16 protein-coding genes are annotated in these 16,043 nt (G+C 72.6%); 11 read left to right on the top strand and 5 right to left on the bottom strand.

Going from position 1 to position 16,043, the window contains the following annotated elements; genetic code table 11:
* Window positions 1–32 precede the first annotated feature (32 nt).
* Window positions 33–1,022 (top strand): helix-turn-helix transcriptional regulator, encoded by a 990-nt coding sequence (locus tag OG538_RS10300; protein ID WP_406092291.1) that lies wholly within the window; start codon window positions 33–35, stop codon window positions 1,020–1,022.
* Here the strand turns inward: OG538_RS10300 and OG538_RS10295 are convergent.
* Both OG538_RS10295 and OG538_RS10290 read right to left on the bottom strand, forming a co-directional pair.
* Window positions 970–1,833: an alpha/beta fold hydrolase gene (locus OG538_RS10295; protein WP_406092289.1), complete on the bottom strand. Its 864-nt coding sequence runs from the start codon at window positions 1,831–1,833 to the stop codon at window positions 970–972. The genes OG538_RS10300 and OG538_RS10295 overlap by 53 nt on opposite strands.
* Before the next feature lie 101 nt (window positions 1,834–1,934).
* Window positions 1,935–2,576: a TetR family transcriptional regulator gene (locus OG538_RS10290; RefSeq protein ID WP_406092287.1), complete on the bottom strand. Its 642-nt coding sequence runs from the start codon at window positions 2,574–2,576 to the stop codon at window positions 1,935–1,937.
* Between the two features lie 87 nt (window positions 2,577–2,663).
* Between OG538_RS10290 and OG538_RS10285 the strand changes: the two genes are divergently transcribed.
* The 3 genes from OG538_RS10285 (at window position 2,664) to OG538_RS10275 (ending at window position 4,673) form a co-directional block, all read left to right on the top strand.
* On the top strand, window positions 2,664–2,840 hold the full coding sequence (locus OG538_RS10285) for a hypothetical protein (RefSeq protein WP_406100451.1): 177 nt from the start codon (window positions 2,664–2,666) through the stop codon (window positions 2,838–2,840).
* 151 nt (window positions 2,841–2,991) lie between these two features.
* Window positions 2,992–3,360 carry a DUF4190 domain-containing protein gene (locus tag OG538_RS10280; protein ID WP_406092285.1) on the top strand — a complete coding sequence of 123 codons (369 nt, stop codon included), beginning with the start codon at window positions 2,992–2,994 and terminating at the stop codon, window positions 3,358–3,360.
* A gap of 143 nt (window positions 3,361–3,503) precedes the next feature.
* Window positions 3,504–4,673, top strand: a complete 1,170-nt coding sequence (locus OG538_RS10275) for a cysteine desulfurase family protein (protein ID WP_406092283.1) — start codon at window positions 3,504–3,506, stop codon at window positions 4,671–4,673.
* Between the two features lie 18 nt (window positions 4,674–4,691).
* Here OG538_RS10275 and OG538_RS10270 read toward each other — a convergent pair whose 3' ends face one another.
* A complete protein-coding gene (locus OG538_RS10270; RefSeq protein ID WP_406092281.1) occupies window positions 4,692–5,369 on the bottom strand; it encodes an N-acetylmuramoyl-L-alanine amidase in 678 nt (225 codons plus the stop codon).
* Window positions 5,370–5,430: 61 nt separating this feature from the next.
* On the opposite strand from OG538_RS10270, the gene mnmA reads away from it, so the two are divergent.
* A complete protein-coding gene (gene mnmA / locus OG538_RS10265; protein ID WP_406092279.1) occupies window positions 5,431–6,570 on the top strand; it encodes a tRNA 2-thiouridine(34) synthase MnmA in 1,140 nt (379 codons plus the stop codon).
* Window positions 6,571–7,046: 476 nt separating this feature from the next.
* Here the strand turns inward: mnmA and OG538_RS10260 are convergent, their stop codons facing one another.
* Window positions 7,047–7,847 carry an alpha/beta fold hydrolase gene (locus OG538_RS10260; protein ID WP_406092277.1) on the bottom strand — a complete coding sequence of 267 codons (801 nt, stop codon included), beginning with the start codon at window positions 7,845–7,847 and terminating at the stop codon, window positions 7,047–7,049.
* A 107-nt stretch (window positions 7,848–7,954) separates the two neighbouring features.
* Complete coding sequence (locus OG538_RS10255) at window positions 7,955–8,290, bottom strand: DUF427 domain-containing protein (RefSeq protein WP_406092275.1); 336 nt, start codon at window positions 8,288–8,290, stop codon at window positions 7,955–7,957.
* Window positions 8,291–8,367: 77 nt separating this feature from the next.
* Here OG538_RS10255 and OG538_RS10250 point away from each other — a divergent pair, with 77 nt between their 5' ends.
* The 6 genes from OG538_RS10250 (at window position 8,368) to gatC (ending at window position 16,038) form a co-directional block, all read left to right on the top strand.
* Window positions 8,368–8,907 (top strand): TIGR00730 family Rossman fold protein, encoded by a 540-nt coding sequence (locus OG538_RS10250; protein ID WP_406092273.1) that lies wholly within the window; start codon window positions 8,368–8,370, stop codon window positions 8,905–8,907.
* A 38-nt stretch (window positions 8,908–8,945) separates the two neighbouring features.
* Complete coding sequence (locus tag OG538_RS10245) at window positions 8,946–9,635, top strand: SDR family oxidoreductase (RefSeq protein ID WP_406092271.1); 690 nt, start codon at window positions 8,946–8,948, stop codon at window positions 9,633–9,635.
* 160 nt (window positions 9,636–9,795) lie between these two features.
* Complete coding sequence (locus OG538_RS10240) at window positions 9,796–10,821, top strand: methionine synthase (RefSeq protein ID WP_406092269.1); 1,026 nt, start codon at window positions 9,796–9,798, stop codon at window positions 10,819–10,821.
* 30 nt (window positions 10,822–10,851) lie between these two features.
* Window positions 10,852–13,092 (top strand): NAD-dependent DNA ligase LigA, encoded by a 2,241-nt coding sequence (ligA, locus tag OG538_RS10235; protein WP_406092267.1) that lies wholly within the window; start codon window positions 10,852–10,854, stop codon window positions 13,090–13,092.
* 228 nt (window positions 13,093–13,320) lie between these two features.
* Window positions 13,321–15,492 (top strand): putative bifunctional diguanylate cyclase/phosphodiesterase, encoded by a 2,172-nt coding sequence (locus OG538_RS10230; protein ID WP_406092265.1) that lies wholly within the window; start codon window positions 13,321–13,323, stop codon window positions 15,490–15,492.
* A 249-nt stretch (window positions 15,493–15,741) separates the two neighbouring features.
* Window positions 15,742–16,038 (top strand): Asp-tRNA(Asn)/Glu-tRNA(Gln) amidotransferase subunit GatC, encoded by a 297-nt coding sequence (gatC, locus tag OG538_RS10225; RefSeq protein ID WP_003966094.1) that lies wholly within the window; start codon window positions 15,742–15,744, stop codon window positions 16,036–16,038.
* Window positions 16,039–16,043 lie beyond the last annotated feature (5 nt).

Raw genomic sequence — 16,043 nt, 5'->3', positions numbered from 1 at the left:
CCCGCAGGCCCGGCCCGGGGGATGCTGGACGCGTGAAATCCGACCGGCTGCTCTCCATCCTGCTGCTGCTCCGGACCCGTGGGCTGGTGCCCGCGACCGAGCTGGCCGAGCGCCTCGACGTCTCCGTGCGCACCATCTACCGGGACGTCGAGGCGCTCTCCGCGTCCGGCGTCCCGGTCTACGCCGAACGCGGCCGCCACGGTGGCATCACCCTGCTGCCGGGGTACCGCACCGATGTGACCGGGCTGACCGCCGACGAGTCGCGCGCCCTGTTCGTCCTCGCCTCGGACGGCGTCCACGCCGCGCTGGGCCTCGACGAGGCGATCGGCTCCGCCCTGCGCAAGGTGATGGCCGCGCTCCCCGCCCCGCACCGGCCCGCCGCCGAGCTCACCAGCCGCCGGATCCTCGTGGACCCGGTGCGCTGGCGCAGCGGGCCGCGCGCCACCGTGGACATCGCCGATCTGCACGACGCCGTGTTCGCCGACCGACGGCTGCAACTGCGCTACCGGCACAGCGGTACGCGTATCGCGCGGACGTACACCGTCGATCCGTACGGCCTCGTGGTGAAGGCGGGCATCTGGTACCTGGTCGCCGACCGTGACGGGGAGCCCCGGCTCTTCCGCGCCGACCGGGTGCGGGGGGTCACTGCCACAGAGGAGCCGGTCGTGCGCAGGCCCGGCGTGGAACTGGCGCGGGTCTGGGAGCTGCTGCGGCGGCAGGTCGAGGAACGGCAGGGGGAGGTGGCTCTGCGGGTGCGGGTGCACGTGTCCCGCCTCGACCTGTTCCTGCGGCTGAACGCGGGTGTGGTCAGGGGGGAGCCGAGCCCCGAGGGCGGGGGCGAATGGGTGCGGGCCGAACTCGCCGTGGAATCGGTGGAGTGGGCGCGCTCTCTGCTTTCCTTCGGCCCGAACGTCGAGGTGCTGGCCCCGCCGGAGGCCCGCGCCGCGGTCACCGCGCACGCGGCCGCGGTCATGGCCCTGTACGAGCAGCCGGGGCCGGGGGTGTCCGCAGGAAGCGGGTGAGCGCGGCGGTCAGCTCCGCCGGGGCGTCCTCCTGCACGAGATGCCCGGCCCCTTCGATGATCCGCAGCTCGCAGCCGGGGACGAGAGCGGCCAGTTCGCGGCCCCGGGCGACCGGGATCCAGGTGTCCTCGGCGCCCCAGCAGATCAGCACCGGCAGGGCGAGCTCCCCGTACCGGTGCTGGATCTCGTCGGTGAACCGCTGGTCGTTCTGGCTGATCTGCCGGTAGAAGGCAGGCCTGCCCGCCTCGGTGCACCAGGGCGCGACGAGCCGGTCCAGGACCGCCGGGTCCAGCCCGGGGGCACTGGCGGAGGTCACGTACTCCCGCACCAGCGCCCCGTGCAACGGAGGCGGCAACTGCCCGAAGACCTCCGGGTGCGCGCCGAGCAGCCGGTACGTGGGCGAGCCCCAGGGTGCCAGTGCCACCGGGTCGACCAGGGCGAGGCGACGGTAGGCGGCGCCGTGCAGCAGATGGGCGCGCAGGGCGACGCAGCCGCCGAAGTCATGCGCCACCAGGGCCGGTTCCGGCAGCTCCCAGTGGGCGAGGAGCTCGGTGAGGACCCGCGCCTGGGAGCCGAGCGAGACGTCCTGGCCCTCGAACTGCGCGGAGACGCCGTACCCGGGCAGGTCCCAGACGAACACCTGGTGGTCCTGGGCCAGCGCCCGGGCCACGCCGCGCCAGACGTACGAGGAGAAGGGCGTGCCGTGCACCAGCACGACGGGGGGCGTCCCGGATCGGCCCAGGGCGGTCCAGCGGACCTCGCCGGCGGAACTGCGGAACGTACGATCCAGGGCCCATGCGTCGTCGTTCATGCACGGCAGCCTAAGGGCTGTCCCGCACCTCAGGGCTGTCCCGCGGGGGCGGCCCCTTCGATCCTCGTGTCCCTGCGCGGTCCCGGCTCCACCCGGCCGTTTCAGGCCCCGGCGTCCGGTGCGGGGGTGTCCAGCCAGTGCAGACGGCCGAGGGTGACAAGGCGCAGGCGGCGGCGGGCGACGCGGGCCACCTGTGCGTCGGCGGCCGGGTCGGCGTCCAGCATGGCGGATGCGGTGATCACCATGTGGTCGACGTAGAGGCCGCCGAGCATGAGCAGATCCTCCTCGTTCCACCCCTGCGACTCGGGCTCGACCGCGAGCGCCGCCGCCACCTCCGATGCGAACCGCTGAAGCTGGGCGGCGATGGCCTCGCGGACCGGGCCGACCCCACCGTGCTGCTCGCGGGCGATGAAGCGGAAGTGGGCGGGCTGCTCCCGGACGTGACGCGCTATCAGCGCGACACTGCGGTCCAGCCGGACCTCGCTGTCGCCGGTCTCGGCGAGGATCGCGCCGATCATCCCGTGCAGGCTGCCCAGCGTCTGCTCGACGAGGGCCACCCCCAGTGCGGGGATGTCGTCGAAGTGCCGGTAGAAGGCCGTGGGCGTGACACCCACGGCACGCGTCACCTCGCGCAGACCCAGGCTGCTCAGGCTCTGGTGCTCCAGCAGCCCGAGGGCGGCATCCAGCAGGGCCTGGCGCGTCTTCAGCTTCTGGGTCTGGCGGATACCGGCGATGTGACTCATGCCATTCAGTAAACAACTGTTCTCCGGGTCGGGGAAGGGGGGCAGGGGTCTAGACTGACAAGTCAGTGAACAGTCGTACTCCCAACCGTGGAAAGGCTGACCATGATCGTCCTCGTCGCCGCCCTGCTCCTGCTGGGGATCGTGCTGGGAGCAGTGGTCCAGATCCCCCTTCCGTTGTCCCTCACGCTCGGGGCGCTCATCGGCTGCTGGCTGCTGGTCTTCGCCGTACGCGAGCGGGTGGGCGCACGCCGCCGCTCTCGGTGACCGGCTTCCGTACCGTCCAGCCGTCCGCTTCGGCGTGTCCGGCTCAACCAGAGCAACCAGGCCACTCAGACCGGCCGGGCCACCCGGGCCTGCCAGGCCGTCCCTCTCGTCCAGACCGACCAGACCAGCCAGATCCGAAGGAGTCCGCACGATGACCCTCACCGCGTTCACCCGCCGCTCCGAAGCCGCCGCCGCGACCGAACGGGCGGAGGAGGCCGGCTCCGGTGCCGCGCAGGCCCCCGCCGTTCACGGTTCCACCCCGTCGGCCCCGCCCCGGCGCTCCACCCGGGACGCGGACGGTCTCGCCGTCGCGTCCTTCGTCCTCGGCCTCGTCGGCCTCCTGGTGATGAATCTGCTGCTCGGCCCTGCGGCCATCGTCATGGCGGTCATCGCGCTGGCCCGCTCCACCGCTCGTCGCGGCCGCGCCCTGCTCGGGCTCGCGCTCGGTGTCGCCGACCTGGTCGTTCTCACTTTCCTCGTCACCGGAGACGGCGTCGTCGCCTGGAATTTCGGCGGCTGACGGAGCGCGGAAACCGACTCACCCCCCACCGGATCGGGCTCCGGAGCGGGGCGGCCCGGACCGTACCTTCCGCGGTGCGCGGGCACCGGGACCCCATGCGCCCGCCATACGCCCCGCCGCAGGCTCGTAGAATCGAGCCCACCATGGCTTACCTCGACCACGCCGCGACCACGCCGATGCTGCCGGAGGCGATCGCGGCGATGACCGCGCAGCTCGCCGCCACCGGCAACGCGTCCTCACTCCACGCCGCCGGGCGCCGGGCCCGCCGTACCGTCGAGGAGTCCAGAGAGAACCTCGCCGATGCCCTCGGTGCCCGCCCCAGCGAGGTGGTCCTCACCTCCGGCGGCACCGAATCGGACAACCTCGCGGTGAAGGGCCTGTACTGGGCCCGCCGCGACGCGGACCCCCGCCGCACCCGGGTCCTGGCCAGCCCCGTCGAGCACCACGCGGTGCTGGACGCCGTCGACTGGCTCGCCGAGCACGAGGGCGCGACCGTCGAGTACCTCCCCGTCGACGCGTACGGCCGTGTCCACCCCGGAGCACTGCGCGAGGCCTTGGACCGCAACCCCGACGACGTCGCGATGATCACCGTGATGTGGGCGAACAACGAGATCGGCACGATCATGCCGGTACGCGAACTGGCCGACGTGGCCCGCGAGTTCGACGTCCCCATGCATGCGGACGCGGTGCAGGCCTTCGGGCAGCTCGAAGTCGACTTCGCCCGGTCGGGGCTGGCGGCGATGACCGTGAGCGCGCACAAGATCGGCGGTCCGTTCGGTGTCGGCGCGCTGCTGCTCGGCCGCGAGTACACCCCCGTACCCGTGCTGCACGGTGGCGGGCAGGAACGCCATGTGCGCTCCGGCACCCTGGACGTGCCCGGCGTCGCCGCGTTCGCCGTCGCGGGCAGGATCGCCGCCGACGGGCGTGAGGACTTCGCCCGGGAGATCGGCGGTCTCCGTGACGAGCTGGTCGCGGCTGTTCTGGCGCAGGTCCCCGATGCGATCCTCGGCGGTGACCCGGCACCCGGCGGGCGCCTGCCGGCCAACGCGCACTTCACCTTCCCCGGCTGCGAGGGCGACTCGCTCCTGCTGCTGCTGGACGCCCAGGGCATCGAATGCTCCACCGGATCGGCCTGCACTGCCGGGATCGCCCAGCCCAGCCACGTCCTGCTGGCCACCGGCACCGATCCGGACCTGGCCCGCGGCACCCTGCGCTTCTCCCTCGGCCACACCTCCACCAAGCAGGACGTCGAGGACGTGGCGCGGGCGATCGCCCCGGCTGTGGAGCGGGCTCGGACGGCGGGGCTCAGCTGATTTCGCGCCTCGGCGCCCTCAGGCCTTCGCCGCGCGTACCAGCTTCATGTAGCGGTCCCAGTCCCAGTGTTTCCCCGGGTCCGTGTGGTCGGCCCCCGGCACCTCCACGTGCCCGATGATGTGCTCGCGGTCCACCGGTATGTCGTACCGCGCGCATATCGCCGCGGTCAGCCGGGCGGACGCCCCGTACATCGCCGCCGTGAAGCCCTGCGGGCGGTCCACGAACCCTTCGTGCTCGATGCCCACGCTGCGTTCGTTGTAGGAGCGGTTGCCGGCGTGGAACGCCACGTCCAGCTCGCGGATCATCTGCGTCACATGGCCGTCCTTGCGCACCACGTAATGAGCGGCGGCCCCGTGCCCCGGGTCCCGGAAGACCCGGACCGCGCTGGCGAAGCTCCCCTGTGTGATGTGGATGACCACCCGGTCGATGCCGTAGTCGTCGGGGCGGTCCGCCCGCCGCCAGTTCGACTCGGAGGCCGCCGTCCACGAGGCCCGCGCGTAATCCACCTCACCCGGCTTGCGCGGTTTCTCCACCCCGGGCAGCCGCCACCAGGCCCGCTTCAGCCGGTCCCGCGCCAGCGCCGCCGTACCGGCCGCCGTGACGGCACCGCCGATCAGCACCGCGCGCCGGCTGATGCCGCTGCCGGTGCCCGATCCTGCGGGGCCCTTGGCGCCCGCCGTCCCCTTGGTCCCCATGTGACCGACAACGCTTATCCGCGAGCGTTCGGTTCCCGGCGACCCGTACCCTGGTGGAGCTATGACTCAGACTTCCCAGCGCCCCCTCCGTGTCCTCGCCGCCATGTCGGGCGGTGTCGACTCCGCCGTCGCGGCGGCCCGCGCCGCCGAGGCGGGCCACGACGTGACCGGTGTGCACCTCGCCCTGTCGGCCAACCCGCAGTCCTTCAGGACCGGGGCCCGGGGCTGTTGCACCATCGAGGACTCCCGTGACGCCCGCCGTGCCGCGGACGTCATCGGCATCCCCTTCTACGTCTGGGACCTCGCGGAACGCTTCCGTGAGGACGTCGTGGAGGACTTCGTCGCGGAGTACGAGGCGGGGCGCACCCCCAATCCGTGCCTGCGCTGCAACGAGAAGATCAAGTTCGCGGCCCTGCTCGACAAGGCCCTGGCACTCGGCTTCGACGCGGTCTGCACCGGCCACTACGCCACCGTGGTCCTCGCCGCGGACGGCAGCCGTGAGCTGCACCGCGCCTCCGACATGGCCAAGGACCAGAGCTACGTCCTGGGCGTCCTGGACGAGCGCCAGCTCGCCCACGCGATGTTCCCGCTCGGCGACACCCTCACCACCAAGGACGAGATCCGAGCCGAGGCCGAGCGCCGGGGTCTCGCGGTGGCCAAGAAGCCCGACAGCCACGACATCTGCTTCATCGCCGACGGCGACACCCAGGGCTTTCTGGCGGACCGCCTCGGCGGCAGGGCGGAGGGCGACATCCTCGACGAGTCCGGTACGAAGCTCGGCACCCACGAGGGCGCCTTCGGCTTCACCATCGGCCAGCGCAAGGGCCTGCGCATCGGCCACCCGGCCGCCGACGGAAAGCCGCGCTACGTCCTGGACATCTCGCCGGTGAACAACACGGTGACGGTCGGCCCCGTCGAGGCCCTCGACGTGACCGCCCTGACCGCGATCAAGCCCCGCTGGTGCGGCACGCCGCCGTCGGGCCCGGGCACGTACACCGCCCAGCTCCGCGCCCACGGCGGCGAGACCGAGGTGAGCGCCGAGCTGCTCGACGGCACGCTCCACGTCACCTTCACCGAGCCGGTGCGGGGCGTGGCCCCCGGCCAGGCGGTCGTGCTGTACGACGGCACGCGCGTGGTCGGGTCGGCGACGATCGCCACGACGGTGCGGCGGGAGACGACGACCGCGGCACCCGCCAACTGACCCAGCAGGCAGGGCCGGTGGCCGCGGCGGTGCGACGCCTGCCCGGCCACCCGGCTTCAGGCCGGTCCTGCGGCGTCCCGACCGCACCGGACGGCGACTTCGCGAAGGCGCGGGTCAGCCCGGCGGTCGCGAAGGCGGTGACGGCGGTCGTGCGGGGAGACGGGGCCGCTGCCCGGGGCGGTCCGCCGACGGCCGCCCGTACGTTTCCGGAACCAGGCCGCACGCCGGCCCCGCAGCGCTCGGCGACCTCGGCGATCTCGTGGACCGACGGCTCCGGCAGCACGCCTCCGATCATGACGTCGGTGGACGTGGCCCTCGTCCACCGACTCTGCCCCTCCGCGCGCCCGCTGCGGCCCGCGACCGGCCCCCGCGCGGCAACGCCCGACCCCTGTACGGGCGTGGCCGCGCGGGGTGCTTCTGGCCCCCCGGCCCGCCCGTGTGTTCCTCAGGCATCCGGCATGCCGCACGCCCCGGGTTCAGGATGCCTGTCGTACGTACACGTCACGGGTGAAGAACTCCGCCAGCACCGGAGCGATCACCTGTGGCGCCAGCTCCCGCGTCTGCCCCGTCAGGGTGCGGTGACGGCCCCGGGGGAGCGCGTCCGCCAGCAGGCGGGTCGAGCTCCTCGCGGTGGCCGGGCTGAAGCCGCCGCAGACCACCAGGGTCCGCGAGGTCACCGAGGCGAACCGCTCGGCCGGTACCGCGCCGTCGCCCAGCACCGCGTCGTCGTACGCGAGGGTGTGTGCCATGGACTCCAGGGTCCGCCACAGCGGCGCCCTCCGCATCCTGGCGATCATCTCGGCCGCGACCCCCGTCGTGGACAGGAACAGCTCCACCGCCCCGCCCCGGTCCCCGGCGGACAGCAGTCGGTGCAGGCGGGCCGTGCAGCCGGCCTTGAACAGCAGACCGGCGGCCCCCGGGGTGTACGGCGGCTCGTACACCGCGAGCCGGGTGGCCGGGAGCCCTGCTGCCCGGGCCTCCAGGGCCAGCGCACCGCCGGCCCCGACACCGAACACCGAGGGCCTGCCGCCCACCGCCCCCGCGACCGCCGCCAGATCCTCGATCTCGCGCTCCACCGCATACGGCGACCCGTCCCCGCTGGCGCCCCGGCCCCGCCGGTCGTACGTGACCACCTCGAAGCGCGGCGCGAGGAGGCGGGCCAGCGGGGCCTCGGTCTCCGCTGTGCACAGCGCACCGCCCACCAGGATCAACGGTGGTCCTTCGCCCCGGCGCCGGTAGGCGATCAGGGTGCCGTCGCGGGAGAGAGTCTTGTCCATGTGGGGGTGGACTGCGGGCTCCCGGGAAACTCATCGCTCTCGGCGAGGAATTCTCGGAATTTCTCCACGGCTCTTCCCTGGAAGGGGGGCTGACGGGGCGCCGGCTGTCAGCCGGGCAGGATCTCGGTGTCGTAGAAGCAGAAGTGGTCCTTGATCGCGGCCACTTCGTCCTTCGGCTCCGGGTACGCCCAGACGAGGTCGGCCGCCTCCGGCCGCGACCAGTAGGAGGCGTCCCCCTTGAACGGGCAGTGGGTGCGGGTGTCCGACGCCGTCAGCAGTCCTGTACGGACGTCCTCGGGCGGCAGGTAGTAGCGGACCGGACAGCCCGTCTCGCGCAGGACGAGCGGGCGCCGGCTCTCGGCGAGCAGTACTCCGTCGCGGACCACACGCACGTGCTCGGTGCCGGGCTCGACGGTGATGCGGTGTCCTCGGGTGGAAGTCATGTGGTGTTCAGCCCCCCGGGCCGCGGGATTCTTCCCCGGACGCGGCACTGTCGGTACCGGGCTCTAACGTGGCAGGCATGAACATCTGCGTTTTCCTCTCAGCCGCCGAACTCGACGACCGCTACACCGTGCCTGCCCGTGAGTTCGCCGAGCTGATCGGCCGCGGTGGGCACACCCTGGTCTGGGGCGGTTCCGAGAGCGGGCTGATGAAGGTCGTGGCGGACGGCGTGCAGGAGGCCGGCGGGAGGCTGGTCGGGGTGTCCGTGGACTTCCTGGCCGCGAAGGCGCGGACGAATGCGGACGAGATGGTGATCGCGCGGGACCTCGCCGAGCGCAAGGCGCTCCTCCTGGAGAAGTCCGACGCCGTCGTGATCATGGTGGGCGGCACCGGCACGCTCGACGAGGCCACCGAGATCCTGGAGCTGAAGAAGCACGGCAAGACCACCAAGCCGGTCGTGCTGCTCAACACCGCGGGGTTCTACGACGGTCTGCGCCAGCAGTTCCAGCGCATGGAGGACGAGGGTTTCCTGCCGCTGCCGCTGACCGACCTGGTGTTCTTCGCCAAGGACGGGGTCGGCGCTCTGGCCTACCTGGAGGAGTGGGCCGGCCTGCAGTGATGCGTCGTCGCTGACGCGACGGGTGCGACGATGGTGGCATGTCCACTCACCTCATCACCGGTGCCGGGTCCGGCATCGGCGCAGCCGTCGCCCGCCGTCTCACGGAGCGCGGGGACGAGCTCGTCCTCCTGGCCCGCGACGCGGGACGCGCCAGGGAACTGGCCGCGCTCCACCCCGGCGCCCGCACGATCGTCGGCGACCTGTCCAACCCGGACCGGCTCTCCTGGGCCTTCGGCCAGCAGTCGATGCCGGAGCGGCTCGACTCACTGCTGCACATCGCGGGCGTCGTCGAGCTCGGCCGGGTAGGCGAGCTCACCCCCAAGGCATGGCACTTCCAGCTCAACGCCAATCTGATCGCCCCGGCCGAGCTGACCCGCCTCCTCCTGCCGCAGCTGCGGGTCGCCGAGGGCCACGTCCTCTTCGTCAACTCCGGCGCCGGGCTCGCCGCTCACGCCGAGTGGGGCGCGTACGCGGCGAGCAAGCACGGCCTGAAGGCGCTGGCCGACTCGCTGCGCCACGAGGAGCACGGGAACGGGGTCCGCGTGACGTCCGTCTACCCGGGCCGCACCGCCAGCCCCATGCAGGCCAAGGTCCACCAGCAGGAGGGCAAGGAGTACGACGCCTCGCGCTGGATCGACCCCGAGTCGGTCGCCACCACGATCCTGATGGCGCTCGACCTGCCCCGCGACGCCGAGGTCAACGACCTCACGGTGCGTCCCGGCCGCTGACGGACGGGCGGGCCGGGCGGTGCGGTGTGCGTCCCGGCCGCTGACGGACGGGCGGCGGGGTGGTGCGCCCCGGCCGCCGACGGTCAGGGCGGGCATCGGCCCTCTGCCGAGGCGCCCGGCCGCCGACGGGCCGGACCGGGAACGGCCGTAGGCTTCCCGCGTGAGCGAGAAGAGCAAGTTCAGCGGGTGCCCGGCCACCGGAATCGGTTCGATGCCCGGAGGGGACGCACGGGAGGCGGCGAAGACCGTCACCGGCTCCTTCGGCGACGGCCAGGGCGTGCCGTATCTGGCGGAACTGCCCGCGCGCGGCCCCGGCGCGGACATGATCGGGCGGACCATCGGGCTGCTCGTCGAGATGTACGGACACGTCGAGCCGAGCGGCTGGCGCATCAGTGACCGGCCGGGGCGCGACACCCGCCGGGCCCGGTCCTGGCTCGGCGAGGACCTCGACGCGCTGGAGGAGTTCACCCAGGGGTACGAGGGCCCTCTCAAGGTGCAGGCCGTCGGGCCGTGGACGCTGGCCGCCGCGCTGGAACGCCGGAGCGGCGAAGCCGTCCTCGGCGACCCGGGCGCCTGCCGCGACCTGGCGGGCTCGCTCGCGGAGGGGCTGCGCAACCACCTCGCCGAGGTGCGGCGCCGGATGCCCGGTGCGCGCGTGATCCTCCAGCTAGACGAGCCGTCGCTGACCGGGGTCCTGCTCGGGCGGATCAGGACGGCGAGCGGCTACCGCACCTATCGGGCCGTGGACCGCCAGATCGTGGAGGACACCCTGCGCGACGCGCTGGGCGCGGCCGGTGAGGCCGCCACGGTCGTGCACACCTGCGCCCCCGACGTGCCCTTCGCCCTGCTCCGCCGGGCCGGGGCCGACGGGATCTCCTTCGACTTCTCCCTGCTCACCGAGCGTGAGGAGGAGGCGATCGGGGAAGCGGTCGAGGGTGGCACCCAGCTGTTCCTCGGGGTCGTGCCGGGCACCGACCCGGCCTCGGGCGGATTGTCGGACCCGGGCGGTAGCGTCATGGGTGTCAGGACGCTGTGGCGCAGGCTGGGGCTGAATCCGGGGACTCTGACCGAGTCTGTGGCGATCACTCCCTCGTGCGGTCTCGCGGGTGCCTCGCCCGCGTACGCCCGTGCCGCGCTCGCCCACTGCGCCCGGGCCGCGAAATCGCTCGCAGACAACCCTGAGTAACGGGGTACTGGGCAACGGGAGGACGGGACGATGGCCGGCGAACAGCAGACGTCACTGCCAGGCGAACAGGAGACGGCCGTGCCGGCGGAGGCGCGCGAGCGGCACGCGCTCCTGTCCGAGCAGGTCGAGGAGCACCGCTTCCGCTATTACGTGAACGACCAGCCGGTCGTCAGCGACGCCGAGTTCGACCGGCTGATGCGTGAGCTGGAGGCACTGGAGGACGAGCGCCCGCAACTGCGCACACCCGACTCGCCGACCCAGAAGGTCGCCGGCCCGTACCGGACGGAATTCACCTCCGTCGCGCACCGCGAGCGGATGCTGTCCCTGGACAACGCCTTCGACGACGAGGAGCTGACCGCCTGGGGCGAGCGGATCGCCCGGGACGTGGGCGCCACCGGCTACCACTTCCTGTGCGAGCTCAAGATCGACGGCCTCGCGGTCAACCTCACCTACGAGCACGGACTGCTGACCCGGGCCGCGACCCGGGGCGACGGCCGCACCGGCGAGGACATCACGCCCAACGTCCGTACGATCGCGGAGATCCCGCACCGGCTGAAGGGCGACCGGATCCCGGAGCTCGTCGAGATCCGCGGCGAGGTCTTCTTCCCGATGGAGGGGTTCGAGGAGCTGAACGCCCGGCTGGTGGAGGCCGACGACAAACCCTTCGCCAACCCGCGCAACGCGGCGGCCGGTTCCCTGCGCCAGAAGGACCCCAAGGTCACCGCCACCCGGCCGCTGCACATGGTGGTCCACGGCATCGGCGCCCGGGAGGGCTTCGACATCGACCGTCTCTCGCACGCCTACGAGCTGCTCCACGAGTGGGGCCTGCCCACCGCCAAGTACAACAAGGTGGTGGACTCACTCGCGGGGGTGCGCGAGTTCATCGCCCACTTCGGTGAGCACCGGCACTCCGTGGAGCACGAGATCGACGGGGTCGTCGTCAAACTCGACGAGATCCCCCTCCAGGGCCGGCTCGGCTCCACCTCCCGCGCACCGCGCTGGGCGATCGCCTGGAAGTACGCGCCCGAGGAGGTCAACACCAAGCTGGTCAACATCCGCGTCGGCGTCGGGCGTACCGGCCGCGTCACCCCGTACGCACAGGTCGAACCGGTCGAGGTGGCGGGCTCCGAGGTGGAGTTCGCGACGCTGCACAACCAGAACGTGGTCCGGGCCAAGGGCGTCCTGATCGGCGACACCGTCGTGCTCCGCAAGGCCGGCGACGTGATCCCGGAGATCCTCGGTCCGGTCGTGGACCTGCGGGACGGCACCGAGCGGGCGTTCGTCATGCCCACGCACTGCCCCGAGTGCGGGACGGAGCTGAAGCCCATGAAGGAGGCGGACGTAGACGTCCGGTGCCCCAACGCCCGCTCGTGCCCGGCGCAGCTGCGGGAGCGGGTCGCCTACCTGGCGGGCCGCAAGTGCCTGGACATCGACCACTTCGGCTTTGTCGCCGCCGCGGCGCTGACCAGGCCGCTGGAGCCCGCCGATCCACCGCTGCGGGACGAGGGCGACCTCTTCGGACTGACCGTCGGGCAACTGCTGCCCATCCGCGCCTATGTCCGCGACCCGGACAGCGGCCTGCCCAAGCGGGACCCGAAGACCGGCGAGGAGAAGACCGCCCTGGTCTTCGCCAACCAGCAGGGCGAGCCGAAGAAGAACGCCAGCGCCATGCTGGATGCCATCGCCGCGGCGAAGGAGGCCCCGCTGGCCCGCATCCTCACCGGGCTCTCCATCCGGCACGTGGGGCCGGTCGCCGCTCAGGAGCTGGCCCGTCAGTTCCGGTCCATGGACCGGATCGAGGAGGCCACCGAGCAGGAGCTGTCCGACGCCGACGGGGTCGGGCCGATCATCGCCGCCTCGGTCAAGCAGTGGTTCGCCGAGGAGTGGCACCGCGAGATCCTGCGCAAGTGGCGGGAGGCCGGGGTCCGGATGGAGGACGAGGGGGCCGGCGAGGAGGAGGGGCCCAGGCCGCTCGAAGGACTCACGGTCGTCGTCACCGGAACCCTCGCCACGCACACCAGGGACGGCGCGAAAGAGGCCCTTCAGAGCCGCGGAGCGAAGGTCACCGGTTCCGTCTCGAAGAAGACCTCCTTCGTCGTCGTCGGCGACAACCCCGGGTCGAAGTACGACAAGGCGATGCAGCTGAAAGTGCCCGTGCTCGACGAGGACGGCTTCGCGGTGCTGCTCGAACAGGGGCCCGACGCGGCGCGCGAGGCCGCCGTTCCGATCGAGGAGCAGCAGGGGGGCGAGCGAAGCGGTGCCGGAGCGTGAGAGTGGTGTGACGCACCGTCGGATTCACCCGATCGGCGCATAGCAGATGCTGACGGATGGTCGGTTCGCATTCGGGCAAGAGCTGTAGACCGCTGCCCGTGGACCCCCTCGGCGGCCTACTGTTGGGAGACGCGCCTGCGGTACCCGGTCATCGCGTGGGACGGGGCGTGAGGGCGCGGAACGGAACCATCGGGTGACATCGGCATCGCCGGCTGTGAGAGGGACGGAATGGAACCGACCGAGAACGCCGCACCGGTGTCGCGGCTGCAGGGTTTCACCGGCCTCACGCCCAAAGTGGGTGCCGTCGTCGTGGGCCTCGCCACGGTCCAGCTCGCGACCGGCTTCTACCGGACCGTGAGCAGCGGCCACGCCCTCTTCCCGGACGGGCGCGCCGGCTGGTCGCTCGCCGTCCTCACGGGGATCGTCGTCGGGCATCTGGTCGCGCTCGGCCGCGACCGGTGGTGGGGTGGCACCGGTTCGGGCGCCGCCCTCACGCTCGCCGTGCTCCTTCTCTACGGCTGGGTGCCCGCGGGCCTGGTCAGCCTGGTCGTGGTCGTCCTCGTCGGCGTGGCCCGCCGGCACCGCTGGTGGCAGGGGTTGCTGCACGGGGCGGTGGACATCCTGGGCGTGGGCGCGGCGGCACTCGTCCTCGCGGCGTTCGGTGAGGTGCAGTCCGTCGAATCGCCCTGGCAGCCACTCGACTGGGGTATCGACGCCGTCCCGGAAGTCCTGCTCGCGGCCTCCACCTATCTGCTCGTCACCCGGGTCCTGCTGTGGTACGCCCGGTCCCCCCAGGGCGGCGGGCTGCCCACGGTCGCCCGCACCGCGTTGCTGCGGCAAGGTCTTGTCGCCGTCGCGCTCCTCGGCATCGCACCGTTGATCTGCGTCGTCGCGACGGCGATGCCCGTCCTGCTGCCCCTCTTCGCGGTCCCGCTGATCGCGCTGGACTCCACGCTCTGGATCGCCCGCGCGAGGGCGGAGGAGCAGCTGAGGGACCCGCTGACCGGACTGCCGAACCGGCAGTGGCTGCTGGAGCGCACCTGGACGGCGCTGGAGGAGGCCGAGAACCTCGGCAGCCGTGTCGGCCTCGTCCTCATCGACCTCGACCGCTTCCGGGCGGTCAACGACACACTCGGCCATCTCGCCGGGGACCGGCTGCTGCTGCAGATAGCGGACCGGCTGCGGCTCGCCCTGCCGCGGGGCGCGGAGGCGGCCAGACTCGGCGGCGACGAGTTCGCCGTCCTGCTGCCGACCGCGGACTCCACCACCAGCACCCAGCGGGTGGCCCGCCATCTGGTGGCCGAGCTCTCCTCCCCGCTGGACCTCGACGGACTCACCCTGGTGCTGGAGGCCAGCGCGGGTGTCGCCGTCCACCCCGACCACGCGCTGGACGCGGAGGGGCTGCTGCGGCGCGCGGACGTGGCGATGTACCAGGCCAAGCGTGACCGGACGGGCGTGGAGGTGTACGAGTCGAAGCGCGACAGCAACACCCCGGACCGGCTCGGCCTCCTCGGTGATCTGCGGCGCGCACTGGACGCGGGCGAAGTGGAACTCCACTACCAGCCGAAGGTCCGCTTCGACGGCCAGGTGGCCGGCCTGGAGGCCTTGGTGCGCTGGGTGCACCCGGAGCGGGGCAGGGTCCCTCCGGACGAGTTCATCGCCATCGCCGAGTCGTCCGGGCTGATGCCGCACCTGACGGAGTACGTCCTGGAAACGGCCCTGGCCCAGGTCGCCCGGTGGCGGGCGCAGGGTCTCTTCGTCCCGGTCGCGGTCAACGTGTCCCCGCGCGATGTGCACACCCCGGGCTTCGCGGGCGGCGTCGCGGCCCGGCTGGCCCGGCACGGTGTCCCGGCCGGCGCCCTGCAGCTGGAGATAACGGAGCACGTGCTGCTGGAGGACCCGCAGCGGGCCGCGGACACGCTGGCCGGACTGACCGGCCACGGCGTGAAGATGTCCCTGGACGACTTCGGTACGGGGTACTCCTCGCTCGTCCACCTGCGCCGGCTTCCGGTGAGCGAGCTCAAGATCGACCGGTCGTTCGTGGCCCGGCTCGCCATCGACCACGAGGACGCGGAGATCGTCCGCTGCACGATCGACCTGGCGCACTCGCTCGGTCTGCTGGTGGTCGCCGAGGGTGTCGAGGACGACGAGACGTGGGAGCGGTTGCGGGACCTGCGCTGCGATGCCGTGCAGGGATGGCTGGTGGCGGCCGCGATGCCGCCCCAGGAGACGACCGCGTGGCTGCGGGCGCGCGGCGAGCACGGATGGCGGCGGCCCGCGGAGCTGGCTGCGGCTGCCGCGGCGGCCGCTGCAGCGGCGAGTGTGGCCGCCGCGGCAAAGGGCGAGCTGGAGCAGCGGCCTTCCGGGCGGACGGTCGACTCACGGCCGGCGACGACGTAGGGCGGGCATCGAGGCATCGCGGGCGGGCTGCGGTGAGGTGACCGGAGGCGCCCCGGGGCCGCTTCGTCCTCCACCGCCGAACGGGCCTCGGCGGTGCCCGGTCACCGCTTCGTCTGCGGGAGGCGGCCCGGTGTCCCACAGGTGGCCGTGGCCGGTGCGGGCGACCCCATAGGATTGGGGGTCGGTGGCACATTTCCACCTGCCGCCGGCCCCGGCCAAAACCACACACCAACCCCTGAGGATCGCTGCATGCCTGGCATCACGCGCGAGGAGGTCGCCCACCTCGCCCGGCTGGCGCGTCTGGAGCTGAAGGGCGAAGAGCTCGATCACTTCGCCGGTCAGCTCGACGACATCATCGGCGCGGTCGCCCGCGTCTCCGAGGTCGCCGACCAAGACGTACCGCCGACCTCCCACCCGCTGCCGCTGACCAACGTCATGCGGGCGGACGAGGTCCGTCCGTCGCTCACCCCCGCGCAGGCGCTCTCCGGCGCCCCGGCCCAGGAGCAGCAGCGTTTCAAGGTGCCGCAGATCCTGGGGGAGGACTAAAAGTC

It is taken from the genome of Streptomyces sp. NBC_01013, assembly GCF_045162765.1.
Classification (GTDB): Bacteria; Actinomycetota; Actinomycetes; order Streptomycetales; family Streptomycetaceae; genus Streptomyces.
This window is presented reverse-complemented; position numbering and strand designations above follow the sequence as displayed.